At 65.9% G+C, this 20,485-nt stretch carries 20 protein-coding genes; 15 read left to right on the forward strand and 5 right to left on the reverse strand.

Features of this window, described 5'->3' with window-relative positions; all coding sequences use genetic code 11:
* The first annotated feature begins 92 nt into the window (after positions 1–92).
* A complete protein-coding gene (sthA, locus tag N7607_RS09720; protein ID WP_279866398.1) occupies positions 93–1,487 on the forward strand; it encodes a Si-specific NAD(P)(+) transhydrogenase in 1,395 nt (464 codons plus the stop codon).
* Positions 1,488–1,747: 260 nt separating this feature from the next.
* Here the strand turns inward: sthA and N7607_RS09725 are convergent, their stop codons facing one another.
* From N7607_RS09725 to N7607_RS09735, 3 genes are read right to left on the reverse strand one after another with little or no spacing between them, the layout of a single operon-like run.
* Complete coding sequence (locus N7607_RS09725; RefSeq protein WP_279866397.1) at positions 1,748–2,467, reverse strand: glycerophosphodiester phosphodiesterase family protein; 720 nt, start codon at positions 2,465–2,467, stop codon at positions 1,748–1,750.
* A complete protein-coding gene (locus N7607_RS09730) occupies positions 2,464–2,760 on the reverse strand; it encodes a phosphodiesterase (protein WP_279866396.1) in 297 nt (98 codons plus the stop codon). Before N7607_RS09730 ends, N7607_RS09725 begins: the two co-directional genes overlap by 4 nt.
* Positions 2,760–3,332, reverse strand: a complete 573-nt coding sequence (locus N7607_RS09735) for a PilZ domain-containing protein (RefSeq protein WP_279866395.1) — start codon at positions 3,330–3,332, stop codon at positions 2,760–2,762. The genes N7607_RS09730 and N7607_RS09735 overlap by 1 nt, the downstream gene beginning before the upstream one ends.
* A gap of 98 nt (positions 3,333–3,430) precedes the next feature.
* On the opposite strand from N7607_RS09735, the gene N7607_RS09740 reads away from it, so the two are divergent.
* The 3 genes from N7607_RS09740 to N7607_RS09750 are packed head-to-tail and all read left to right on the forward strand — an operon-like array spanning position 3,431 to position 6,609.
* A complete protein-coding gene (locus N7607_RS09740; RefSeq protein ID WP_279866394.1) occupies positions 3,431–4,687 on the forward strand; it encodes a lipoprotein-releasing ABC transporter permease subunit in 1,257 nt (418 codons plus the stop codon).
* Positions 4,680–5,363, forward strand: coding sequence for a lipoprotein-releasing ABC transporter ATP-binding protein LolD (gene lolD / locus N7607_RS09745; RefSeq protein ID WP_279866393.1), 684 nt, complete (start codon positions 4,680–4,682; stop codon positions 5,361–5,363). The genes N7607_RS09740 and lolD overlap by 8 nt, the downstream gene beginning before the upstream one ends.
* A 1-nt stretch (position 5,364) precedes the next feature.
* Positions 5,365–6,609, forward strand: coding sequence for a lipoprotein-releasing ABC transporter permease subunit (locus N7607_RS09750; protein WP_279866392.1), 1,245 nt, complete (start codon positions 5,365–5,367; stop codon positions 6,607–6,609).
* Between the two features lie 37 nt (positions 6,610–6,646).
* On the opposite strand, the gene N7607_RS09755 is transcribed toward N7607_RS09750, so the two are convergent.
* Positions 6,647–7,174 carry a DUF2062 domain-containing protein gene (locus tag N7607_RS09755; protein ID WP_279866391.1) on the reverse strand — a complete coding sequence of 176 codons (528 nt, stop codon included), beginning with the start codon at positions 7,172–7,174 and terminating at the stop codon, positions 6,647–6,649.
* Positions 7,175–7,270: 96 nt separating this feature from the next.
* Here N7607_RS09755 and N7607_RS09760 point away from each other — a divergent pair, with 96 nt between their 5' ends.
* The 8 genes from N7607_RS09760 (at position 7,271) to murB (ending at position 14,134) form a co-directional block, all read left to right on the forward strand.
* Positions 7,271–9,496 (forward strand): DNA internalization-related competence protein ComEC/Rec2, encoded by a 2,226-nt coding sequence (locus tag N7607_RS09760; RefSeq protein ID WP_279866390.1) that lies wholly within the window; start codon positions 7,271–7,273, stop codon positions 9,494–9,496.
* 73 nt (positions 9,497–9,569) lie between these two features.
* Positions 9,570–10,241 (forward strand): MotA/TolQ/ExbB proton channel family protein, encoded by a 672-nt coding sequence (locus tag N7607_RS09765; RefSeq protein ID WP_279866389.1) that lies wholly within the window; start codon positions 9,570–9,572, stop codon positions 10,239–10,241.
* Positions 10,238–10,669: a biopolymer transporter ExbD gene (locus N7607_RS09770; protein ID WP_137971805.1), complete on the forward strand. Its 432-nt coding sequence runs from the start codon at positions 10,238–10,240 to the stop codon at positions 10,667–10,669. The genes N7607_RS09765 and N7607_RS09770 overlap by 4 nt, the downstream gene beginning before the upstream one ends.
* The gene (gene lpxK, locus N7607_RS09775; RefSeq protein WP_279866388.1) at positions 10,666–11,670 is read left to right on the forward strand and encodes a tetraacyldisaccharide 4'-kinase; all 1,005 of its coding nucleotides are present in this window, start codon (positions 10,666–10,668) and stop codon (positions 11,668–11,670) included. Before N7607_RS09770 ends, lpxK begins: the two co-directional genes overlap by 4 nt.
* A 36-nt stretch (positions 11,671–11,706) precedes the next feature.
* Positions 11,707–11,892 carry a Trm112 family protein gene (locus N7607_RS09780; RefSeq protein ID WP_137971807.1) on the forward strand — a complete coding sequence of 62 codons (186 nt, stop codon included), beginning with the start codon at positions 11,707–11,709 and terminating at the stop codon, positions 11,890–11,892.
* The gene (gene kdsB / locus N7607_RS09785) at positions 11,893–12,654 is read left to right on the forward strand and encodes a 3-deoxy-manno-octulosonate cytidylyltransferase (protein ID WP_279866387.1); all 762 of its coding nucleotides are present in this window, start codon (positions 11,893–11,895) and stop codon (positions 12,652–12,654) included. It begins immediately after the preceding gene.
* Positions 12,654–13,118: a low molecular weight phosphotyrosine protein phosphatase gene (locus N7607_RS09790; protein ID WP_279866386.1), complete on the forward strand. Its 465-nt coding sequence runs from the start codon at positions 12,654–12,656 to the stop codon at positions 13,116–13,118. The genes kdsB and N7607_RS09790 overlap by 1 nt, the downstream gene beginning before the upstream one ends.
* On the forward strand, positions 13,115–14,134 hold the full coding sequence (murB, locus tag N7607_RS09795; protein ID WP_279866385.1) for a UDP-N-acetylmuramate dehydrogenase: 1,020 nt from the start codon (positions 13,115–13,117) through the stop codon (positions 14,132–14,134). Before N7607_RS09790 ends, murB begins: the two co-directional genes overlap by 4 nt.
* Positions 14,135–14,221: 87 nt before the next feature.
* Here murB and rne read toward each other — a convergent pair whose 3' ends face one another.
* A complete protein-coding gene (gene rne / locus N7607_RS09800; RefSeq protein WP_279866384.1) occupies positions 14,222–17,248 on the reverse strand; it encodes a ribonuclease E in 3,027 nt (1,008 codons plus the stop codon).
* Between the two features lie 592 nt (positions 17,249–17,840).
* Between rne and rluC the strand changes: the two genes are divergently transcribed.
* From rluC to sppA, 3 genes are read left to right on the forward strand one after another with little or no spacing between them, the layout of a single operon-like run.
* Positions 17,841–18,794 (forward strand): 23S rRNA pseudouridine(955/2504/2580) synthase RluC, encoded by a 954-nt coding sequence (gene rluC, locus N7607_RS09805; protein WP_192397318.1) that lies wholly within the window; start codon positions 17,841–17,843, stop codon positions 18,792–18,794.
* Complete coding sequence (locus N7607_RS09810; RefSeq protein ID WP_279866383.1) at positions 18,787–19,497, forward strand: HAD-IA family hydrolase; 711 nt, start codon at positions 18,787–18,789, stop codon at positions 19,495–19,497. Before rluC ends, N7607_RS09810 begins: the two co-directional genes overlap by 8 nt.
* Positions 19,487–20,467 (forward strand): signal peptide peptidase SppA, encoded by a 981-nt coding sequence (gene sppA / locus N7607_RS09815; RefSeq protein ID WP_279866382.1) that lies wholly within the window; start codon positions 19,487–19,489, stop codon positions 20,465–20,467. The genes N7607_RS09810 and sppA overlap by 11 nt, the downstream gene beginning before the upstream one ends.
* The last annotated feature ends 18 nt before the right edge of the window (positions 20,468–20,485 follow it).

Below are 20,485 nucleotides of genomic sequence, written 5' to 3' on the forward strand. Positions count from 1 at the left end.
TAAGCTGTGTGAAGAGTTTCGAGAGCCGCGGCCATGGGGGCGCGGTCGACCCGGGCGCCGCCAGAGCGCCCGGCGCGCGATGAGGAGTAAGCATGGCGGTCTACAACTACGACGTGGTGGTGCTGGGTTCCGGTCCGGCGGGCGAGGGCGCGGCGATGAACGCGGCCAAGGCCGGGCGCAAGGTGGCGGTGGTCGACAACCGCCCGCTGGTCGGCGGTAACTGCACCCACCTCGGCACCATCCCGTCCAAGGCGCTGCGCCACTCGGTGCGGCAGATCATGCAGTACAACACCAACCCGCTGTTCCGCCAGATCGGCGAGCCGCGCTGGTTCTCCTTCCCCGACGTGCTGAAGAGCGCCGAGCGGGTGATCTCCAAGCAGGTCGCCTCGCGCACCGGCTACTACGCGCGCAACCGCATCGACGTGTTCTTCGGCACCGCCAGCTTCGCCGACGAGCAGACCGTGGAAGTGGTGTGCACCAGCGGCGTGGTCGAGAAACTGGTGGCCAAGCAGATCGTCATCGCCACCGGCTCGCGCCCCTATCGCCCGGCGGACGTGGACTTCCACCACCCGCGCATCTACGACAGCGACACCATCCTCAGCCTGACCCACACCCCGCGCCGCATCATCATCTACGGCGCCGGCGTGATCGGCTCCGAGTACGCCTCGATCTTCAGCGGCCTGGGCGTGCTGGTCGACCTGATCGACAACCGCGACCAGTTGCTCAGCTTCCTCGACGACGAGATTTCCGACGCGCTCAGCTACCACCTGCGCACCAACAACGTGCTGATTCGCCACAACGAAGAGTACGAGCGCATCGAGGGCCTGGAGAACGGCGTGATCCTGCACCTCAAGTCGGGCAAGAAGATCAAGGCCGACTGCCTGCTGTGGTGCAACGGCCGTACCGGCAACACCGACAGGCTGGGCCTGGAGAACATCGGCATCAAGGTCAACAGCCGTGGCCAGATCGACGTCGACCAGCAGTATCGCACCTCGGTGTCGAACATCTTCGCTGCCGGCGACGTCATCGGCTGGCCGAGCCTAGCCAGTGCCGCCTACGACCAGGGCCGCTCGGCCGCCGGCAGCGCGGTGGAGAATGACAGCTGGCGCTTCGTCGACGACGTGCCGACCGGCATCTACACCATTCCGGAGATCAGCTCGATCGGCAAGAACGAGAAGGAGCTGACCCAGGCCAAGATTCCCTACGAGGTCGGCAAGGCCTTCTTCAAGGGCATGGCGCGGGCGCAGATCTCCCACGAGCCGGTGGGCATGCTGAAGATCCTGTTCCACCGCGAGACCCTGGAAATTCTTGGCGTGCACTGCTTCGGCTACCAGGCTTCGGAGATCGTGCACATCGGCCAGGCGATCATGAACCAGAAGGGTGAGGCGAACAGCATCAAGTACTTCGTCAACACCACCTTCAACTACCCGACCATGGCCGAGGCCTATCGGGTGGCGGCGTTCGACGGTCTCAACCGGCTTTTCTGAGTGGCTCCGACCGGTGGCCTGAGCCGGTCGGGGATCCCCTCGGCGACTCCCGCACCTGGCGCTGGCCGAATCGGGAGAGCTTCTGACAGGCGCGCTGCTGCAAAAAACAAACCGGCCCAAGGGTCGGTTTTTTATTTTTCCTCCCCTCGCTTTTGTGGAGAGGAGGGGCGGCCCGCGCAGGGTGAGGGCGTAACAGGCGGCTCAGAGCTGCCTGGGTGCCCCTCACCCTAACCCTCTCCCGCAGGGAGAGGGGACTAGGGCTAGCGTTTGAGCGTGTCGACGGCCAGCCCGGGGAAGTCGGTGATGATGCTGTCCACGCCGAAGTCGGCCAGGCGGCGCATCAGGGCCGGCTCGTTGACCGTCCATACCGACACATGCAGGCCGGCCTTCTGCGCCTTGAGCATCCGCTCCGGGGTGCACAGGGTCCAGTTCAGCGCGAGCATCGAGCACTCGTGGTGGGCGGCGACCTTGAGCGGGTCGAGCCAGTTGTACTCGGCGACCAGGCCGCGCGACAGTTCCGGGGTCAGGCGGCGCAGGGCGCGCAGTACTTCGCGTGAGCTGCTGGTGACGGTGACCTTGTCCTTGATGCCGAAACGTTCGGCCAGCGCCTGGATGGCCAGCACGGTGCGTGCGGCGCGCACCCGCGAGGCGCTTTTGACTTCCAGCTGCCAGTGCTCGAAGGGGCATTGCTCGAACAGGGTTTCCAGCTTGGGGATGGGGCAGGGCATTTTCCAGCCGGGGCCGCCCAGGCGTGCGTCGAGCTGCATCAGTTCCTCGGCATCATGCTCGACCACCTTGCCGCGGCGGCCGGTGGTGCGCTTGAGGGTCGGGTCGTGGATCACCATCAGCTCGCCATCGCGCGACAGGTGCAGATCCAGCTCGCAGCGAGTGACGCCGTGCTCGAGGCATTGCTGGAAACTGGCGAGGGTGTTTTCCGGTGCTTCGCCCTTGGCGCCGCGGTGGCCGTAGATGAGGGTCACTGTTGTTCCTTGGTGGGATGGCGGGGCTGGTGGTGGAGCACGCTGTTGACCACGTGGTCGTACTCGAAATAGACGCTGAAGGTGCGGTAGTCCCAGCGGGTGATCGGTGGCTGGCCCACCGGCGGATGTTCCTCGTCGGCCAGGCCGAAGCGCGCCAGCACCGAGCTTCTGGATTCGCCCAGCTTGGGCAGGCCGGCGACTGCATCGCCCTGTTGGCCGACGGGAATCTCGATGGTTTCCGCCAGCGCCGGCAATGGCAGCAGCAGGACGAGCAGCAGTGGCAGGGCGCGCATCAGTCCTGCCCCCGCGCCTGGCGGCGCTCCAGTGCCTGCTTCTGCAGGATGTGGCGCGCCAGCAACTGGCGCTGAGCGTCGGTCAGTGCCTCGAACTCGGTGCCGATCTCGAACTGGCCGTCCTGGCGCGCCTGGCAATGCACGACCTTGGCCCGCAGCAGCAACCCCAGGGCCTGGGGCATCAGCACCATCTTGATCGCCAGATGGCTGCCGGCGGATATCGCCTGGCCGTGATTGAAGCTGATGCCGCCCTCGGAGATGGACACCTGGCGCGGCGCGCCGATGTCGCGCAGCAGGCTCTGCGCCACGGCCTGGCCGAGCAGGTCGATACGCTTGTTCATCACCTTCAGGTAATTGGCCAGGGTGCGGTCGCGCTCGCTGATGTGGCGCAGCAGGTGCTGCGACTCGAAGTCCATCAGGTGCAGTTCGCTGAGCAAATTGAACAGCGGGGAATTATCGTGCAGCGGGTCACTGGCGTGAGCTTCGGCTCTGGAGAGCAGGCTGAAATCCAGTGCGATCGTATCCTCGATACGGTAGTATTCGCGGCGATCATCGGCGTCTTGATTAGACATGGCGAACCCATGGCAGCAGTGGTGGTCTGAGTGTAAAGCCGCGCGCCAAGCCCCGCCACAAGGACGTTTCTCTCTTTCCGCCAGCGAACCCTTCACTCATGTTCAGACCCCTGCCGTTCTTTATCGGCGTGCGTTATACGCAGGCCCGGCGCCGCAGCCTGTTTGTCTCCTTCATCTCCCTCACCTCCATCATCGGCCTGGCCCTTGGCGTGCTGGTGATGATCGTCGTGCTGTCGGTCATGAACGGTTTCGACCGCGAGATGCGCGACCGCGTTCTGGGCATGGTGCCCCACGCGACGCTCGACAGCCCCACGCCGATCAAGGACTGGCGCACCATAGGCGAAGGCCTGCTGCGCCACCCGCAGGTGGCCGCTATCGCCCCTTTCACCCAGATGCAGGGCCTGCTGACCAATAACGGCCAGGTGCAGAAGGTGCTGGTCAACGCCATCGACCCGCTCGAAGAGGGCAAGGTGTCGATCATCGGCGACTACTTCCTCAAGGATCAGGGCTCCCTGGATTCGCTCAAGGCCGGTGGCTTCGGCATCGTCATCGGTGACCTGGCAGCGAAGAAGCTCGGTCTGGCCATCGGCGACAAGGTCACCTTCGTCGCCCCCGAGGTGGCGGTGACGCCCGCCGGTATGTTCCCGCGCATGAAGCGCTTCACCGTGGTCGGCATCTTCCATGTCGGCGCCGGCGAGATCGACGGCCATGTGGTGATGACCCATGTGCAGGACGCCGGCCGCCTGCTGCGCCTCAAGCCGGGCGAGGTGCAGGGCATTCGCCTGAAATTGCATGACCTGTTCCAGGCGCCCCAGGTGGCCTGGGAGCTGGCCACCCTGCTGCGTGAGCAGGACTTCTACGCCCGCGACTGGACCCGCACCCACGGCAATCTGTACCAGGCCATCCGCATGGAGAAGACCATGATCGGTCTGCTGCTGCTGCTGATCGTTGCGGTGGCCGCCTTCAACATCATCTCCACCCTGGTGATGGTGGTGACCGACAAGAAGTCCGACATCGCCATCCTGCGCACCCTCGGCGCTACGCCGCGGCAGATCATGCTGACCTTCATGGTCCAGGGCTCGGTGATCGGCATCGTCGGCACCCTGGTCGGCGGTGTGCTCGGCGTGCTCGCCGCGCTCAACGTCAGCGCGGCGATCAAGGGCCTGGAGAATCTGCTCGGCATCCAGTTCCTCAATGCCGAGGTGTACTTCATCGATTACCTGCCGTCGCAAGTGCAGGGCTCGGATGTGGCGCTGGTCTGCGGCGCCGCCCTGGTCCTGAGTTTCCTTGCCACCCTTTACCCGGCCTGGCGTGCGGCGCGCACCCAGCCAGCGGAGGCTTTGCGTTATGAGTGACAAGTCCGTCCTGAGTTGCCGCAACCTGGGCAAGAGCTACGAGGAAGGCCCGCAGACGGTCGAGGTGCTGGCCAATGTCGAGCTGGAGCTGTTGCCCGGCGAGCGCGTGGCCATCGTCGGTTCCTCCGGCTCGGGCAAGAGCACTCTACTGAACATGCTCGGCGGCCTGGATACGCCGAGCAAGGGCAGCGTCTGGCTGGCCGGCGAGGAACTCTCGGCGCTCAACGAAAAGGCTCGCGGCCTGCTGCGCAACCGTGCGCTGGGCTTCGTCTACCAGTTCCACCACCTGCTGCCGGAGTTCACCGCGCTGGAGAACGTGTGCATGCCGCTGCTGATCGGCAAGACGCCGATTCCGGAGGCACGCCAGCGTGCCACCCAGCTGCTGGAGCGGGTCGGTCTCGCTCATCGCCTGTCGCACAAGCCGGCCGAGCTGTCCGGTGGCGAGCGTCAGCGCGTGGCCATCGCCCGCGCCCTGGTCAACCAGCCGGCGTTGGTGCTGCTCGACGAGCCCACCGGCAACCTCGACCAGCACACCGCCCAAGGCATCCAGGAGCTGATGCACGAACTCAGTCGCGACTCGCGCACCGCCTTCCTGGTGGTAACCCATGACCCGCAGCTGGCTGGCCAGATGGATCGCGTGCTGCGCCTGGAAGACGGCAAGCTGGTGGCCGCCTGATATGTTCCGGCCACTCGCGATCTTCGTCGGCGCCCGCTACACCCGGGCCAAGCGGCGCAACCACTACATCTCCTTCATTTCGCTGACCTCGATGATCGGCCTGGCGCTCGGCGTGCTGGCGATGATCGTGGTGCTGTCGGTGATGAATGGTTTCCAGAAGGAAATGAGCTCGCGCATCCTCGGCATGGTTCCGCATGCCACTCTGTCCGCCGAGCAACCGCTGGATGACTGGCAGGCGGTGGCCGCCACCGCCATGAAGCACAAGCAGGTGACCGGCGCCGCGCCCTTCGCCGAGCTGGAGGGCATGTTCTCCTACAAGGGCACCATGCAGCCGATCCAGATCAACGGCATCGATCCGGCCGAAGAGCAGAAGGTCTCGATCATCGGCCAGCACATGGTTCAGGGCCGCCTGGAAGACCTCAAGCCGGGCGAGTTCGGCGTGGTGCTCGGCGAGATCAGCGCGCGGCGCTTCCGTCTCAGCGTCGGCGACAAGCTGACCCTGATCGTGCCGGAGCTGAGCAACGCCGCCGGCGGCATTACCCCGCGCATGCTACGTCTGTCGGTGGTCGGCGTATTCAAGGTAGGTGCCGAGCTGGATGGCAGCCTGGCGCTGATCAATATCACCGATGCTTCCAGCATCCAGCGCATGCAGGACGGCCAGGTGCAGAGCGTGCGCATCGCCCTCAAGGACCTGTACCAGGCGCCGCAGGTGTCCGCCACCATCGCCAAGGAGCTGGGCGCCGGCTACAAGTCGCTCGACTGGACCCGTACCCAGGGCAGCCTGTTCAGCGCCATGCAGATGGAGAAGACCATGATCGGCCTGCTCCTGCTGCTGATCATCGCGGTGGCCGCCTTCAATATCATCGCCACGCTGATCATGGTGGTCGCCGACAAGCGCGCCGACATCGCCATCCTGCGTACCCTGGGCGCCACGCAGGGGCAGATCATGGCCACCTTCATGGTCCAGGGCACGGTGATCGGCAGCGTCGGCACCCTGATCGGTGGCGTGCTGGGCGTGATCGTCGCGCTCAACGTCAGCAGCTGGGTGGCCTGGCTGGAGCGGGTCAGCGGCGCGCATATCTTCAGTTCGGACGTGTACTTCATCAGCAGCCTGCCGTCCGACCTGCGCGGCCTGGATGTGCTGCTGATCTGCGGTGCGGCCCTGAGCATGAGCTTTCTCGCCACGCTGTATCCGTCCTGGCGTGCGTCGCGTACCCAGCCGGCCGAGGCGCTGCGCTACGAGTGAAGACAAAAACGCCGCGATCATCGCGGCGTTTTCTTTTCTACTCGGCCGCCCGGCGACGGCGCTCGGCGCGCTTGCGCCAGCTGTGCGCCACCCACCAGCGCCAGTAAAGCATGGTCACGCCATAACCCAGCGCGCCGAGCAGCGCACCAGTGACCACCGAACCGAGCAGGAAGGGCTTCCAGACGATGGCCAGCTCGCCGCTGATCCATTCCCAGGTCAGCTCGTTCGGCAGTTCCATCGGCGGAATGCCGAGCAGCCAGCTGCCCATCTTGTAGGTGCAGTAGAAGATCGGCGGCATGGTGAAGGGGTTGGTCAGCCAAACCAGGCCCACCGAGATCGGCAGGTTGGCGCGGATGGGAATCGCCAGGCAGGCGGCGAGCAGCATCTGCGCGGGCGCCGGGATAAAGGCGGCGAACAGGCCGGCGGCCATGGCGCGCGCCACCGAATGGCGGTTCAGGTGCCAGAGGTTGGGGTCGTGCAGCAAGGCGCCGAGGAAGCGCAGTGACTTGTGTTCCCGGATCGTCTCCGGATTGGGCATGTAGCGTTTGAACAGACGACGAGGCATGAGCGGTCTCGGCAAAAACGAGCGGCTATTATGCACCGATGGTCGCGGGCGGGCTTGGCCGCATTGTGACAACCGATAACCCAGGATGGGGAAACGATGCGCCTAGGGATGCTTGCGCTGGGTACAGGCTTGGCCTGCCTGCCTCTATTGCCGGAACTGCCGCCGATCTGGCTGCTGTTGGCTCTGTTGCCCGTGGCGTTGATGTTGCTGCCCTGGCGCAGCTATCCCGTCGCCTTCTTTCTGTTCGGTTTCGTCTGGGCCTGCTTCAGCGCCCAGACGGCGTTGGATGATCGCCTGCTTCCCGAGTTGGATGGCCGCACCCTGTGGCTGGAGGGGCGGGTGAGCGGCCTGCCGAAGGTTGGTGATGGTGTGGTGCGCTTTCAGCTGGAGGAAGCTACAGCGCGTGCGCACCGACTGCCGGCACGTCTGCGCCTGTCCTGGTACGACGGCCCGCCGGTGCTGGCCGGTGAGCGTTGGCGCCTGGCGGTCAAGCTCAAGCGTCCACGTGGCCTGGTCAATCCGCAGGGCTTCGATTATGAGGCCTGGCTGCTGGCTCAGCGCATCGGCGCTACCGGCACCATCAAGCAGGGCGAGCGGTTGGGCACGGCCTCGGGGCCGGCGGCCTGGCGCGACGAGTTGCGCCAGCGCCTGCTGAGTGTGGAGGCCCACGGCCGCTCCGGTGGGCTGGCCGCCCTGGTGCTCGGTGATGATTCCGGGCTGAGCCGCGCCGACTGGAAGGTGCTGCAAGACACCGGCACCGTGCACCTGCTGGTGATCTCCGGCCAGCACGTGGCGCTGCTGGCGGCTGTGCTCTATGGGCTGGTTGCCGGGCTGGCTCGGCTCGGTCTCTGGCCGCGTCTACTGCCTTGGCTGCCCTGGGCCTGTGGTTTGGCCTTTGCCGGTGCGTTGGGCTATGGCCTGCTGGCCGGTTTCGAAGTGCCGGTACGGCGAGCCTGCGTGATGGTGGCGCTGGTGCTGCTCTGGCGCCTGCGCTTTCGCCATCTCGGCCTGTGGTGGCCGCTGGTGCTGGCATTCATTCTGGTGCTGCTGGTCGAGCCTCTGGCCAGCCCGCAGGCGGGCTTCTGGTTGTCGTTCGGCGCGGTGGCGGTATTGGTCTGGGTGTTTGGCGGGCGGCTCGGCGCCTGGTCCTGGTGGCGCGTCTGGTGGCGGGCGCAGTGGACGTTGGCTTTGGGCCTATTGCCACTGTTCTTCGCCCTCGGCTTGCCGCTGAGCCTGAGTGGTCCGCTGGCCAATCTGGTCGCGGTGCCCTGGGTCAGTTTGCTGGTGGTGCCGTTGGCGCTACTCGGCACCCTGCTGCTGCCGGTGCCCTGGTTAGGGGAGGGGCTGCTGTGGCTGGCCGGCGGTCTGCTGGAAATTCTGTTGCAGCTGCTGGCCTGGATTGCGGCGCTGCTGCCAGCCTGGCTGCCCACCGCGCTGCCACTCTGGTGCTGGCTGCTCGGCAGCCTGGGCGTGCTGTTGTGCCTGGCACCGGCCGGTGTGCCGCTGCGCGCGCTGGGCTTGGTGATGCTGCTGGCGTTTGTTGCACCGCCGAGGGAGCGGATTGCTCCGGGGCAGGCGGAAATCTGGCAGCTGGATGTCGGCCAGGGCCTGGCCGTGTTGGTGCGTACCCGCGAGCATGCACTGCTGTACGACGCCGGGCCGCGTTTCGGCGACTTCGACCTGGGCGAGCGGGTGGTGCTGCCGTCGCTGCGCCAGCTGGGTGTGTCCCGCCTCGACCTGATGCTGCTCAGCCACGCCGACAGCGACCATGCCGGCGGCGCCGAGGCGCTGGCGCGTGTTCTGCCGATCGACCGCGTGCTGAGTGGCGAGGCGATTGCGTTGCCGGCGAGCCTGGCGGCGCAGCCTTGTATCGATGGGGCGAGCTGGCGCTGGGATGGCGTGCGCTTCACCACCTGGCGCTGGGCTGGGGCGGGAGAGGGCAACCCGGCGTCCTGCCTGCTCAAGGTCGAGGCCGCAGGCGAGCGGCTGCTGCTCACTGGCGATATAGATGAAGCGACGGAGACGGCGCTGCTGGCGAGCGGTCGCGATCTGCGTGCCGAGTGGCTACAGGTACCGCACCATGGCAGTCGCAGCTCTTCGTCGGCGGCATTTCTCGATGCGGTGGCGCCGCGCGCTGCCTTGCTGTCGCGGGGCTGGCACAACCCCTTCGGCCATCCGCACCCGCGTGTGCTGGCGCGTTATCGCGAGCGCGACATCAGCCTGTATGACAGCGCCGAACGCGGCGCCGTGCGCCTGCTGCTGGGCGAGGACGAAGGCGTCTCCAGCTGGCGCGAGCGTCCGCGTTTCTGGCGGGAAAAATGAGAACCGGGGTGGTCTGCGCCGACTCGACCCTATGCTAGAGTGGCGCCACTTTTCCGAGTGGGGATGCACTGCCGTGTGGGAGCTGGTCAAATCTGGTGGCTGGATGATGCTGCCGATCATTCTGAGTTCTATCGTCGCCGCCGGCATCACTGCCGAACGTCTCTGGACCCTGCGCGCCAGCCGTATCGCACCGCCCCATCTGCTGGGTCAGGTGTGGCTGTGGATCAAGGAAAAGAAGCTGACCAACGACAAGCTCAAGGAGCTGCGCGCCAACTCGCCGCTGGGGCAGATCCTCGCCGCCGGCCTGGCCAACTCCAAGCATGGTCGCGAGATCATGAAGGAGTGCATCGAGGAAGCCGCCGCTCGCGTCATCCATGACCTCGAGCGCTACCTCAACACCCTCGGCACCATCGCCGGTGTTGCGCCGCTGCTGGGCCTGCTGGGTACCGTGCTGGGCATGATCGACATCTTCAGCGCCTTCACCGGTTCCAACATGGCCAATGCCTCGGTACTGGCCGGTGGTATCGCCAAGGCCCTGATCACCACCGCCGCCGGCCTGTTCGTGGCCATCCCGGCGCTGTTCTTCCACCGTTTCCTGGTGCGCCGCGTGGACGAGCTGGTGGTCGGCATGGAGCAGGAGGCGATCAAGCTGGTGGAAGTGGTGCAGGGCGACCGTGATGTCGACCTGGGCAACGGTAGCGCCCCGGCACCGAAAGAAGCCCGCAAAGAGAGCAAGAAGGCGTGAAGTTCCGGCGCAAACAGCGGGAGAACAATGTCGAGATCAACCTGGCGTCGCTGATCGACGTGGTGTTCATCCTGCTGTTGTTCTTCGTGGTCACCACCACCTTCACCCGCGAGACCCAGCTCAAGGTCGATCTGCCGGAAGCCGCCAGCGGCACGCCGCCGGAAGATACCGCGCTGAAGCAGATGGAAGTACTGATCAGTGCCGAGGGCAGTTACTCGCTGAACGGCCAGGCGCTGCTCAAGAGCGATCTGGACGGCCTGATGGCGGCGCTGGGCAAGGAGTCCGGCGGCGACAACAGCCTGCCGCTGTCCATCAGCGCCGACGCCAAGACCCCGCACCAGGCGGTGATCACCGCCATGGACGCCGCCGGCAAGATGGGCTTCTCCCATCTGCGCATCACCACGGTCGAGGCCGAGGCCAAGCCTTGAGCCTGGCCGACCGGCTCACCGCCGCCTGGTACCACGGCCATCCGGCCCTGACCCTGCTGCGCCCGCTGGAGTGGTTGTACCGGCGGGTGGTGCAGGGCAAGCGCCGCGCCTTCCTGGCCGGCGAGGGCGACATCTATCGCGCGCCCGTGCCGGTGCTGGTGGTCGGTAACGTCACCGTTGGCGGCACCGGTAAGACCCCCATGATTCTCTGGCTGATCGAGCATTGCCGCGCCCGTGGTTTGCGTGTCGGCGTGGTCAGTCGTGGCTATGGTGCCACGCCGCCGCAGTTGCCCTGGCGCGTGCGGGCCGACGATCCGGCCAGTCACGCCGGCGACGAGCCGCTGCTGATCGTGCAGCGCAGTGGCGTGCCGCTGGTGATCGACCCGCAGCGCGCTCGCGCCGTTCAGGCCTTGCTAGAGCAGGAGCCGCTGGACCTGATCCTCAGCGACGACGGCCTGCAGCATTATCGCCTGGCCCGCGATATCGAACTGGTGCTGATCGATGCCGCGCGTGGCCTGGGCAATCGTCGCTGCCTGCCGGCCGGTCCCCTGCGTGAGCCGGCCGAGCGCCTGGCCGAAGTCGATGCCGTGCTGCGCAATGGCGCGGCCGAGGATGGCGAGGAGGGCTACGCCCTGCAACTGCGGCCGACCGCCCTGGTCAATCTGCTCAGCGGCCAGCGCGTCGGCCTAGAGCATTTCGCGCCGGGCCAGCAGGTCCATGCGGTAGCCGGCATCGGCAACCCGCAGCGTTTCTTCAACACCCTCGAAGCGCTAAACTGGCGGCCGATCGCGCATCCCTTCGCCGACCACGCCAGCTACAGCCCCGAGGCCCTGCAATTCAGCCCGGCGCTGCCGCTGCTGATGACCGAGAAGGATGCGGTGAAATGCCGGGCCTTCGCCGCCGCCGACTGGTGGTACCTGGCGGTGGATGCGGCGCCGTCGCCGGCCTTCGTCGCCTGGTTCGATGCGCGCCTGGATCGCCTGCTGTCCGCCCGGCCCTGAGTTTTCGCATTTTCCCACCTCTCCGAGGATTCCCCCATGGACCCCAAACTGCTCGACATCCTGGCCTGCCCGGTGTGCAAGGGCCCGCTGCAGCTCTCCGAAGACAAGTCCGAGCTGATCAGCAAGGGCGCCGGCCTGGCCTATCCGATTCGCGACGGCATCCCGGTGATGCTGGAGAGCGAAGCGCGCACCCTGACCACCGATGAGCGCCTGGACAAGTAGATGACCGCCTTCACCGTTGTCATTCCCGCCCGCTACGCCTCCAGCCGCCTGCCCGGCAAGCCGCTGCAGGACATCGTCGGCAAGCCCATGGTCCAGCACGTCTGGGAGCAGGCCAAGAAGAGCAGCGCTACCCGTGTGGTGGTGGCTACCGACGATCCGCGCATCCTCGAAGCCTGCCAGGGCTTCGGCGCCGAAGTGCTGATGACCCGCGTCGACCACAATTCCGGCACCGACCGCCTGGCCGAAGTGGCCACGCAGCTGGGCCTGCCCAACGACGCCATCGTGGTCAACGTGCAGGGCGACGAGCCGCTGATTCCGCCGAGCATCATCGACCAGGTGGCCGCCAACCTGGCCGCCAACTCGCAGGCGGGTATCGCCACCCTGGCCGAGCCGATCGAGGACGTCACCGCGCTGTTCAATCCCAATGTGGTCAAGGTGGTGACGGACAAGACCGGTCTGGCCCTGACCTTCAGCCGCGCGCCGCTGGCCTGGGCCCGCGATGCCTTCGCCAAGAGTCGCGATGCGCTGCCCGAAGGCGTGCCTTACCGTCGCCACATCGGCATTTATGCGTACCGCGCCGGCTTCCTGCACGACTTCGTATCCTGGGGCCCGTGCTGGCTGGAAGACACCGAGTGTCTGGAACAGCTGCGTGCCCTGTGGCATGGCGTGCGTATCCATGTGGCCGATGCCCTGGAAGCGCCGGCCGCCGGCGTCGATACGCCGGAAGACCTGGAGCGGGTGCGCCGCCTGCTAGGTGCCTGATGCGCGTCCTGTTCGTCTGCATGGGCAATATCTGCCGCTCGCCGACGGCCGAGGGCGTGTTCCGCCATCGCCTGCAGCAGGCTGGGTTGCATGAACGGGTGACGGTGGACTCCGCCGGCACCGGCGACTGGCATGTTGGCAAGGCCCCGGACGGTCGCTCCAGCCAAGCGGCGCTGAACCGCGGCTACGACCTGTCGAGCCTGCGCGCGCGCCAGGTGCTGCGTGACGACTTCCAGCGTTTCGATCTGATCCTGGCCATGGATCACGACAACCTGGCTCGCTTGCAGGCCCTGCGGCCTGCCGCTGGCGGCGCCGAGCTGGACCTGCTGCTGCGCCGCTATCAGCTGGCGTTGGACGAGGTACCCGATCCCTATTACGGCGGCGCCGACGGTTTCGAGCAGGTTCTGGACCTGATCGAGCAGGCCAGCGATGCGCTGCTCGCCGAGATCAGGGGGCGCCTGTGAGCCTGCGCTTGCAAGAAGCGGTTTCCCTCAAGCCTTTCAATACCTTCGGTGTCGATGTGACGGCTCGGCTGTTCGCCGAGGCGAACAACGACGCCGAAGTGCGCGAGGCCTTGGCTCTGGCCGAGCAGCGTGGCCTGCCGCTGCTGCCGGTTGGCGGTGGCAGCAATTTGCTGCTGACTGGCGATATCGATGCCCTGGTGCTGCGCATGGCCAGCCGTGGCCTGCGCATTGTCGAAGACGATGGCGCGCGTGTGCTGGTCGAGGCCGAGGCAGGTGAGCCCTGGCATCCCTTCGTGCTCTGGAGCCTGGAGCAGGGCCTGGCCGGGCTGGAGAATCTCAGCCTGATCCCGGGCACCGTCGGCGCCGCGCCGATGCAGAACATCGGCGCCTACGGCGTGGAGATCAAGGATGTGTTCGCCGGGCTCACGGCGCTGGATCGCCAGACCGGCGAGCTGCGCGAGTTCGGCCTGGAAGAGTGCGCCTTCGCCTACCGCGACAGCCTGTTCAAGCAGCAACCGAGCCGCTGGCTGATCCTGCGTGTGCGTTTCGCCTTGAGTCGCCAGGCGAGCCTGCACCTGGACTACGGCCCGGTGCGTCAGCGCTTGCAGGCCGAAGGTATCGAGGCGCCAACGCCCAGTGATGTCAGTCGCGCCATCTGTGCCATCCGCAGCGAGAAACTGCCGGACCCTGCGCAGCTGGGCAATGCCGGTAGCTTCTTCAAGAATCCACTGGTGCCGGTTGCGCTGGCCGAGCGCATTCGTGCCGAGCATGCCGACCTGGTCAGTTATCCGGCGGGCGAGGGACTGGCCAAGCTGGCGGCTGGCTGGCTGATCGAGCGGGCGGGGTGGAAGGGCTTTCGCGAGGGCGATGCCGGCGTGCATCGTCTGCAGGCACTGGTGCTGGTCAACTATGGCGCGGCGAGCGGCGCCCAGTTGCTGGAGCTGGCCCGGCGCATTCAGCGGGATATCCTGCAGCGCTTCGGTGTGGCGCTGGAGATAGAGCCCAACGTGCTCTGAGCGCAGTTAGAAATAGTTGTGGCTGATAGCGGGCCGAAACGAAAAAAGGGGATGCCGAAGCATCCCCTTTTTCTTGGACCGCAGATCTTAGATCTGCGGTTTTACCTCTTCTTCCTTATTCGCCGGTTCGGCGGCAGGCTCGGCGTCGGTGGCAACAACCACCGGCTCCTCGCTCGGCGCTTCGGCTACCACTTCGGCCGGGGCGACTTCGCTTGACGCTTCCACCGCTGGAGCGGGTTCTACGACCTCGGCAGCCTGTTCGACTACCGGAGCGGCCTCAACCGGAGCAGCCTCGACCACAGCAGGGGCTTCGACCGGAGCGGCTTGCACTTGCGGCGCGGCAGCGGCTTCGGCGGCCAGGCGCTCGGCCTCGCGCTGACGGCGGCGCACTTCACGTGGATCGTTCGGAGCGCGACCGCCCGTGCTCTGCGGAGCGGCTGCCGGGGCGGCCTCCACGGGAGCAGCTTCGGCAACCACGGCCGGAGCCTCGACCACCGGCGCGACCGGAGCAGCTTCCACTGCCGGTTCGGCAACGATGGCCGGGGCAGGGGCGGGCTCTTCGGTCGCGGTGGTGATCTCGGCTGGTGCTTGCTCGGCTACCGGAGCCTGTTCCGGCTGGGCCAGAGCTTCCTCGGCGGCCACGGTCACGGCAGCGGCGACAGCCACGGCAGCGCTTTCGGCGGCGGTGGTGGTAGCGCCTTCGCTGCCGGCCTCGACAGCTTCTGCGGCTTCCTCGGCGTCGTCGGCAATCGGGTTGCCGTCGGCATCACGCAGGCGCTCGCGGCGGTTGCTGCGGCGACGCTGACCGCGGGAGCGACGACGTGGGCGATCGCCGCCTTCACCGCCGTCCTGGTCGTCGTCGGCCTGCTCGCCGTTCAGCAGCACTTCTTCTTCGCTGACTGCTTCGGCCTGCTCGGCGCGCGGTTGACGCTCTTCACGCGGCGGACGCGGCTGGCGCTCTTCGCGCGGCTTGCGCTCGGCACGCTGCTCCTGCTGCTCTTCACCGCCGGTGGCGGCTACGGCGTCCAGCGGTTCGCGCAGTTCGCGACGGCGCTCTTCGCGCGGCTCGCGGGCTTCACGCGGCTGGCGCTCGCGGCGGTTTTCCTGGCCTTCACGCGGCTCGCGCGGCTCACGAGCCTCGCGTGGTTGACGCTCCTCGCGGGGCTGGCGTTCTTCACGGGCCTCACGCGGTTGGCGCTCTTCGCGCGGCTCGCGGGCTTCGCGAGGCTGGCGTTCTTCACGCGGCTTGCGCTCTTCGCGTTCGCCACGCTCGCTGCGCTCACCACGTTCACCGCGCTCGCGGCTGCCACGGCCGTCGCGACGGTTCTGCTGGCGGCCGTTGCGGCGCTCGTCGCCACGCGGCTTGCGCTCGGCGGGCTTGGCTTCGACGACCGGCTGCTGCTCTTCTTCCTTGCCGGCGAACAGGCTGACCAGACCCTTGACCAGGCCCTTGAACAGGCTCGGCTGCGGAGTCGGGGCGACCGGTGCCAGCGGGGCGGCCGGAGTCGGTGCGGCGGGGCGCGGCGGGGTGGTCTTCAGCGCGGCCTCCTGGCGGACCAGGGTGCGGGTGGCGCTGACCGGCTGGGCGTCTTCGACTTCTGCGGCAGCCATCTCGTAGCTGGATTGGCCGCTCATCACTTCCGGGCTGTCGTCGCGCAGGCGCTGGACTTCGAAGTGCGGGGTTTCCAGATGGTCGTTCGGCAGGATCACGATGCGCGCACGGGTACGCAGCTCGATCTTGGTGATGCTGTTGCGCTTCTCGTTGAGCAGGAAGGCGGCAACCGGGATCGGCACCTGGGCGCGAACCTCGGCGGTGCGGTCCTTCAGGGCCTCTTCCTCGATCAGGCGCAGGATGGCCAGCGACAGGGACTCGACGTCGCGGATGATGCCCTGGCCGTTGCAGCGCGGGCAGACGATACCGCTGGTCTCACCCAGGGACGGACGCAGGCGCTGACGGGACATTTCCAGCAGGCCGAAGCGCGAGATGCGGCCGACCTGAACGCGGGCGCGGTCGGCTTCCAGGCACTCGCGTACGCGGTCTTCGACGGCGCGCTGGTTCTTGGCTGGGGTCATGTCGATGAAGTCGATGACGATCAGGCCGCCGATGTCGCGCAGGCGCAGCTGGCGGGCGATTTCCTCGGCCGCTTCCAGGTTGGTCTGCAGGGCGGTTTCTTCGATGTCGCCGCCTTTGGTCGCGCGTGCCGAGTTGATGTCGATGGACACCAGGGCTTCGGTCGGGTCGATGACGATGGAGCCGCCGGACGGCAGCTTCACTTCGCGCTGGAAGGCGGTTTCGATCTGGCTTTCGATCTGGAAGCGGTTGAACAGCGGCACGCTGTCTTCGTACAGCTTGATCTTGCTGGCGTACTGCGGCATGACCTGCTGGATGAAGGCGAGGGCTTCTTCCTGGGCTTCGATGCTGTCCACCAGCACTTCGCCGATGTCCTGGCGCAGGTAGTCGCGGATGGCGCGGATGATGACGTTGGATTCCTGGTAGATCAGGAACGGTGCGGCGCGACCCTGGGAGGCGTCCTTGATGGCGGTCCACAGCTGGATCAGGTAGTCCAGGTCGAGCTGCAGTTCTTCGCTGGAGCGGCCCAGGCCGGCGGTGCGCACGATCAGGCCCATGTCGCCCGGAGCGTTGAGGCCGTTCAGGGCTTCACGCAGTTCGTTGCGCTCCTCGCCTTCGATGCGGCGGGAGATGCCGCCGGCACGCGGGTTGTTCGGCATCAGCACCAGATAACGGCCGGCGAGGCTGATGAAGGTGGTCAGGGCGGCGCCCTTGTTGCCACGCTCTTCCTTCTCGACCTGGACGATGACTTCCTGGCCTTCCTTCAGTACTTCCTTGATGTTGACGCGGCCGCCTTCAGGCGACTTGCTGAAGTACTCGCGGGAGATTTCCTTGAGGGGCAGGAAGCCGTGGCGCTCGGCGCCGAAGTCGACGAAAGCCGCTTCGAGGCTGGGCTCGACGCGGGTGATGCGGCCCTTGTAGATGTTGGCCTTCTTCTGCTCACGGGCGCCGGATTCGATATCCAGGTCGTAGAGCTTCTGGCCATCTACCAGAGCGACACGCAACTCTTCGGGCTGAGTTGCGTTGATCAGCATTCTTTTCATGTTGTACCAATGGTTTCCGGGGCTGCCGGAAACGGCGTTTGGCACACACGACTCTCACGGTCGGTGTCAGGGTGCGTCGCCGGTGTGGTCGTAAATCACTCCGGTGTCCAGCGGTCAGGCCAACGGGGCCGGGCCGCGACAACGCTCCTGTTTGCTGTGGTGACAGAAGCACTCAGTCAGGGGAGGAATCAACCGGTCGGTGCGGACGAATCTGAAGCGTCTTGGTAATGCCTGTAGCTACGCTGTCCGACGGTTGTGCATCTCCACCCTACACGTATCGCTGAAATCGGGTGCCGCTCGCTGAATCCGTAGCGGGTTTGCATTACCGCAGGCTGGGCCTGCGCGTCTGTCGAGCCTGGTCGCGACTTCATGCGCTCAAGGCTCTTGTGGCTCAAGGCTTTGTTTCCGGGAACATCGCGCTCTGTGCGGCGAGATTCCCGTCGGACGGCCTCACGTCCTGAAAGGGTTGCGCTCGGCAGGGGATGGTAGGTTGTCGATCATCCGCTGACCGGGCCGCTTTTGGCGGCGTTCGCGACTATAGCAGCAATGATTAAGTGCTTCAATTCCATAAAAAATTGTTATGATTCCTGGCATGACTACTGACAATTCTCCAACCTCCGGCGTCCAGCTGCTTGAGGTTGCGCCGGAGCATGCCGGCCAGCGTATCGATAATTTTTTGCTTGCCCGCCTCAAGGGCGTGCCGAAAACCCTCATCTATCGCATCCTGCGCAAGGGCGAGGTGCGGGTGAACAAAGGGCGGATCAAGCCCGAGTACAAGCTGCAGGCCGGCGACATCGTGCGAGTGCCACCGCTACGCCTGGCTGAGCGTGACGAGCCGGCGCCGTTGGCGCAGAGCCTGTTGGAGCGCCTGGAGGCGGCCATCGTCTACGAGGACAAGGCGCTGATCGTGCTGAACAAGCCGGCCGGCATCGCCGTGCATGGCGGCAGCGGCCTGAACTATGGGGTGATCGAGGCGTTCCGCCAGCTGCGCCCCGATGCCAAGGATATCGAGCTGGTCCATCGCCTGGATCGTGATACCTCGGGTCTGCTGATGATCGCCAAGAAGCGCAGCATGCTGCGCCACCTGCACGAGGCCCTGCGCGGCGATGGTGTGGACAAACGCTATATGGCCCTGGTGCGCGGCAGTTGGCCGACTTCGAAGAAAAAGGTCAGCGCTCCGCTGCTGAAGAACAATCTGCGCTCGGGCGAGCGCATGGTCGAGGTCAATCCCGAAGGCAAGGAGGCGCTCACCGAGTTTCGCGTGCTGCGCCGCTTCGGCGAGTTCGCCACCCTGGTCGAGGCCAGTCCGATCACCGGGCGTACCCATCAGATTCGCGTGCATGCCAAGCATGCCGGGCATTGCATCGCCGGCGACTCCAAGTACGGCGAAGACGAGTTCACGCGCGAGGTGCGTGAGCTGGGCGGCAAGCGTCTGTTCTTACATGCCTATCAGCTGAAGATCGAGCTGCCGGATGGCCAGCGCCTGGAATTGGAGGCGGCGGTCGATGATATGTGGGGTGCGACCCTGGAGCGCCTCGGTGTCTGACTCCCGGTCGTCGAGCTATCAACTGCTGATCTTCGACTGGGACGGCACACTGGTCGATTCCATCGGGCGCATCGTCGAATCCATGCATCGCGCCGCCGATTCCTGTGGACTGCCGCAACTCAGCGATGAGGCGGTCAGGGGCATCATTGGGCTGGGCCTGCCGGAGGCGATCCAGACGCTTTACCCCGAGTTGGACGAGGCGGCAATGGTCGAGCGCTTCCGCGTTGGCTATGCCGAGCATTACATGGCGCTGGAAAACGAGCCCTCGGCGCTGTTTCCCGGGGTTGAGGAGTCTCTGCAGGCTTTCCGCGAGCAGGGCTATCAGTTGGCTGTGGCGACCGGCAAGAGTCGCCGGGGTTTGCACCGTATCCTGGAAGGACGCGGCTGGCTGGAATATTTCGATGTCACGCGCTGCGCGGACGAAACGGCGAGCAAGCCGCATCCGCGCATGCTCCATGAGATCCTGGCGCATTGCGCCGTAGTGCCCGAGCGGGCGCTGATGGTGGGCGACTCGGTCTTCGACCTGCAGATGGCGCGCAATGCCGGTGTCGATTCGGTTGCCGTAGGCTTTGGGGCGCAGCCGCTGGAGAGCCTGCTCGGCCACGGGCCGCGGCTGGCGATCAATGAATTTCCCGAATTGCGTGCCTGGCTGGAAGGGCGCGCACCCGTTAGAACTGTCGAGGTAGGCGAGTATGTCGGATGAATGGAAAGCGTCGACCACCGCTGGTGGTGACGAGAAAGCCTGGAAGCTGCTGGAAAAGACCCTGCAGGCCGGAGTGGTGGAGCAGCGTCGTGCGCGGCGCTGGGGCATCTTCTTCAAGCTGCTGGCGTTCGTTTATCTATTCGGCGCGCTGGCCCTATTCGCGCCGGGCCTGAAGCTGGACAAAGCGGCGTCTTCGGGCGAAAGCCATACGGCGCTGATCGAGGTGCGCGGCATGATCATGGCCGACGAGGAGGCCAGTGCCGACAATATCGTCAGCAGCCTGCGCGCGGCCTTCGAGGACAAGAAGACCAAAGGCATTGTCCTGCGCATCAACAGCCCAGGCGGTAGCCCGGTACAGTCCGGCTATATCTACGACGAGATCAAGCGCCTGCGTGGCGAGCACCCGGACACCAAGGTGTACGCGGTAATCAGCGATCTGGGCGCCTCCGGCGCCTATTACATCGCCAGTGCTGCCGATCAGATCTATGCCGACAAGGCCAGTCTGGTGGGTTCCATCGGTGTCACCGCGGCCACCTTCGGCTTCGTCGGAGTAATGGAGAAGGTCGGCGTCGATCGCCGCGTCTACACCTCGGGTGAGCACAAGGCCTTCCTCGATCCGTTCCAGCCGCCGAAAGCGGAAGAAACCCGTTTCTGGCAGGGTGTGCTGGAAACCACCCACAAGCAATTTATCGATAGCGTGAAGAAGGGGCGCGGCGAGCGACTCAAGGTCGATCAGCATCCGGAGCTGTTCTCCGGGCTGATCTGGTCCGGCGAGCAGGCCTTGGAGCTGGGGTTGGTCGATGCTATGGGTAGCAGCAGCTACGTGGCGCGCGAAGTGATCGGCGCCAAGGATATCGTCGACTTCACTCGCGAAGAGAATCCCTTCGATCGCTTCACCAAGAAGCTTGGCACTAGCGTGGCCGAGCGCCTGGCGCTGTGGATGGGCTTCCAGGGGCCGACGCTGCGCTGAGTTCTGTTGGAAGTGAGC

This window comes from Pseudomonas sp. GD04019 (assembly GCF_029837695.1).
In the GTDB taxonomy this organism is placed as follows: Bacteria; Pseudomonadota; Gammaproteobacteria; order Pseudomonadales; family Pseudomonadaceae; genus Aquipseudomonas.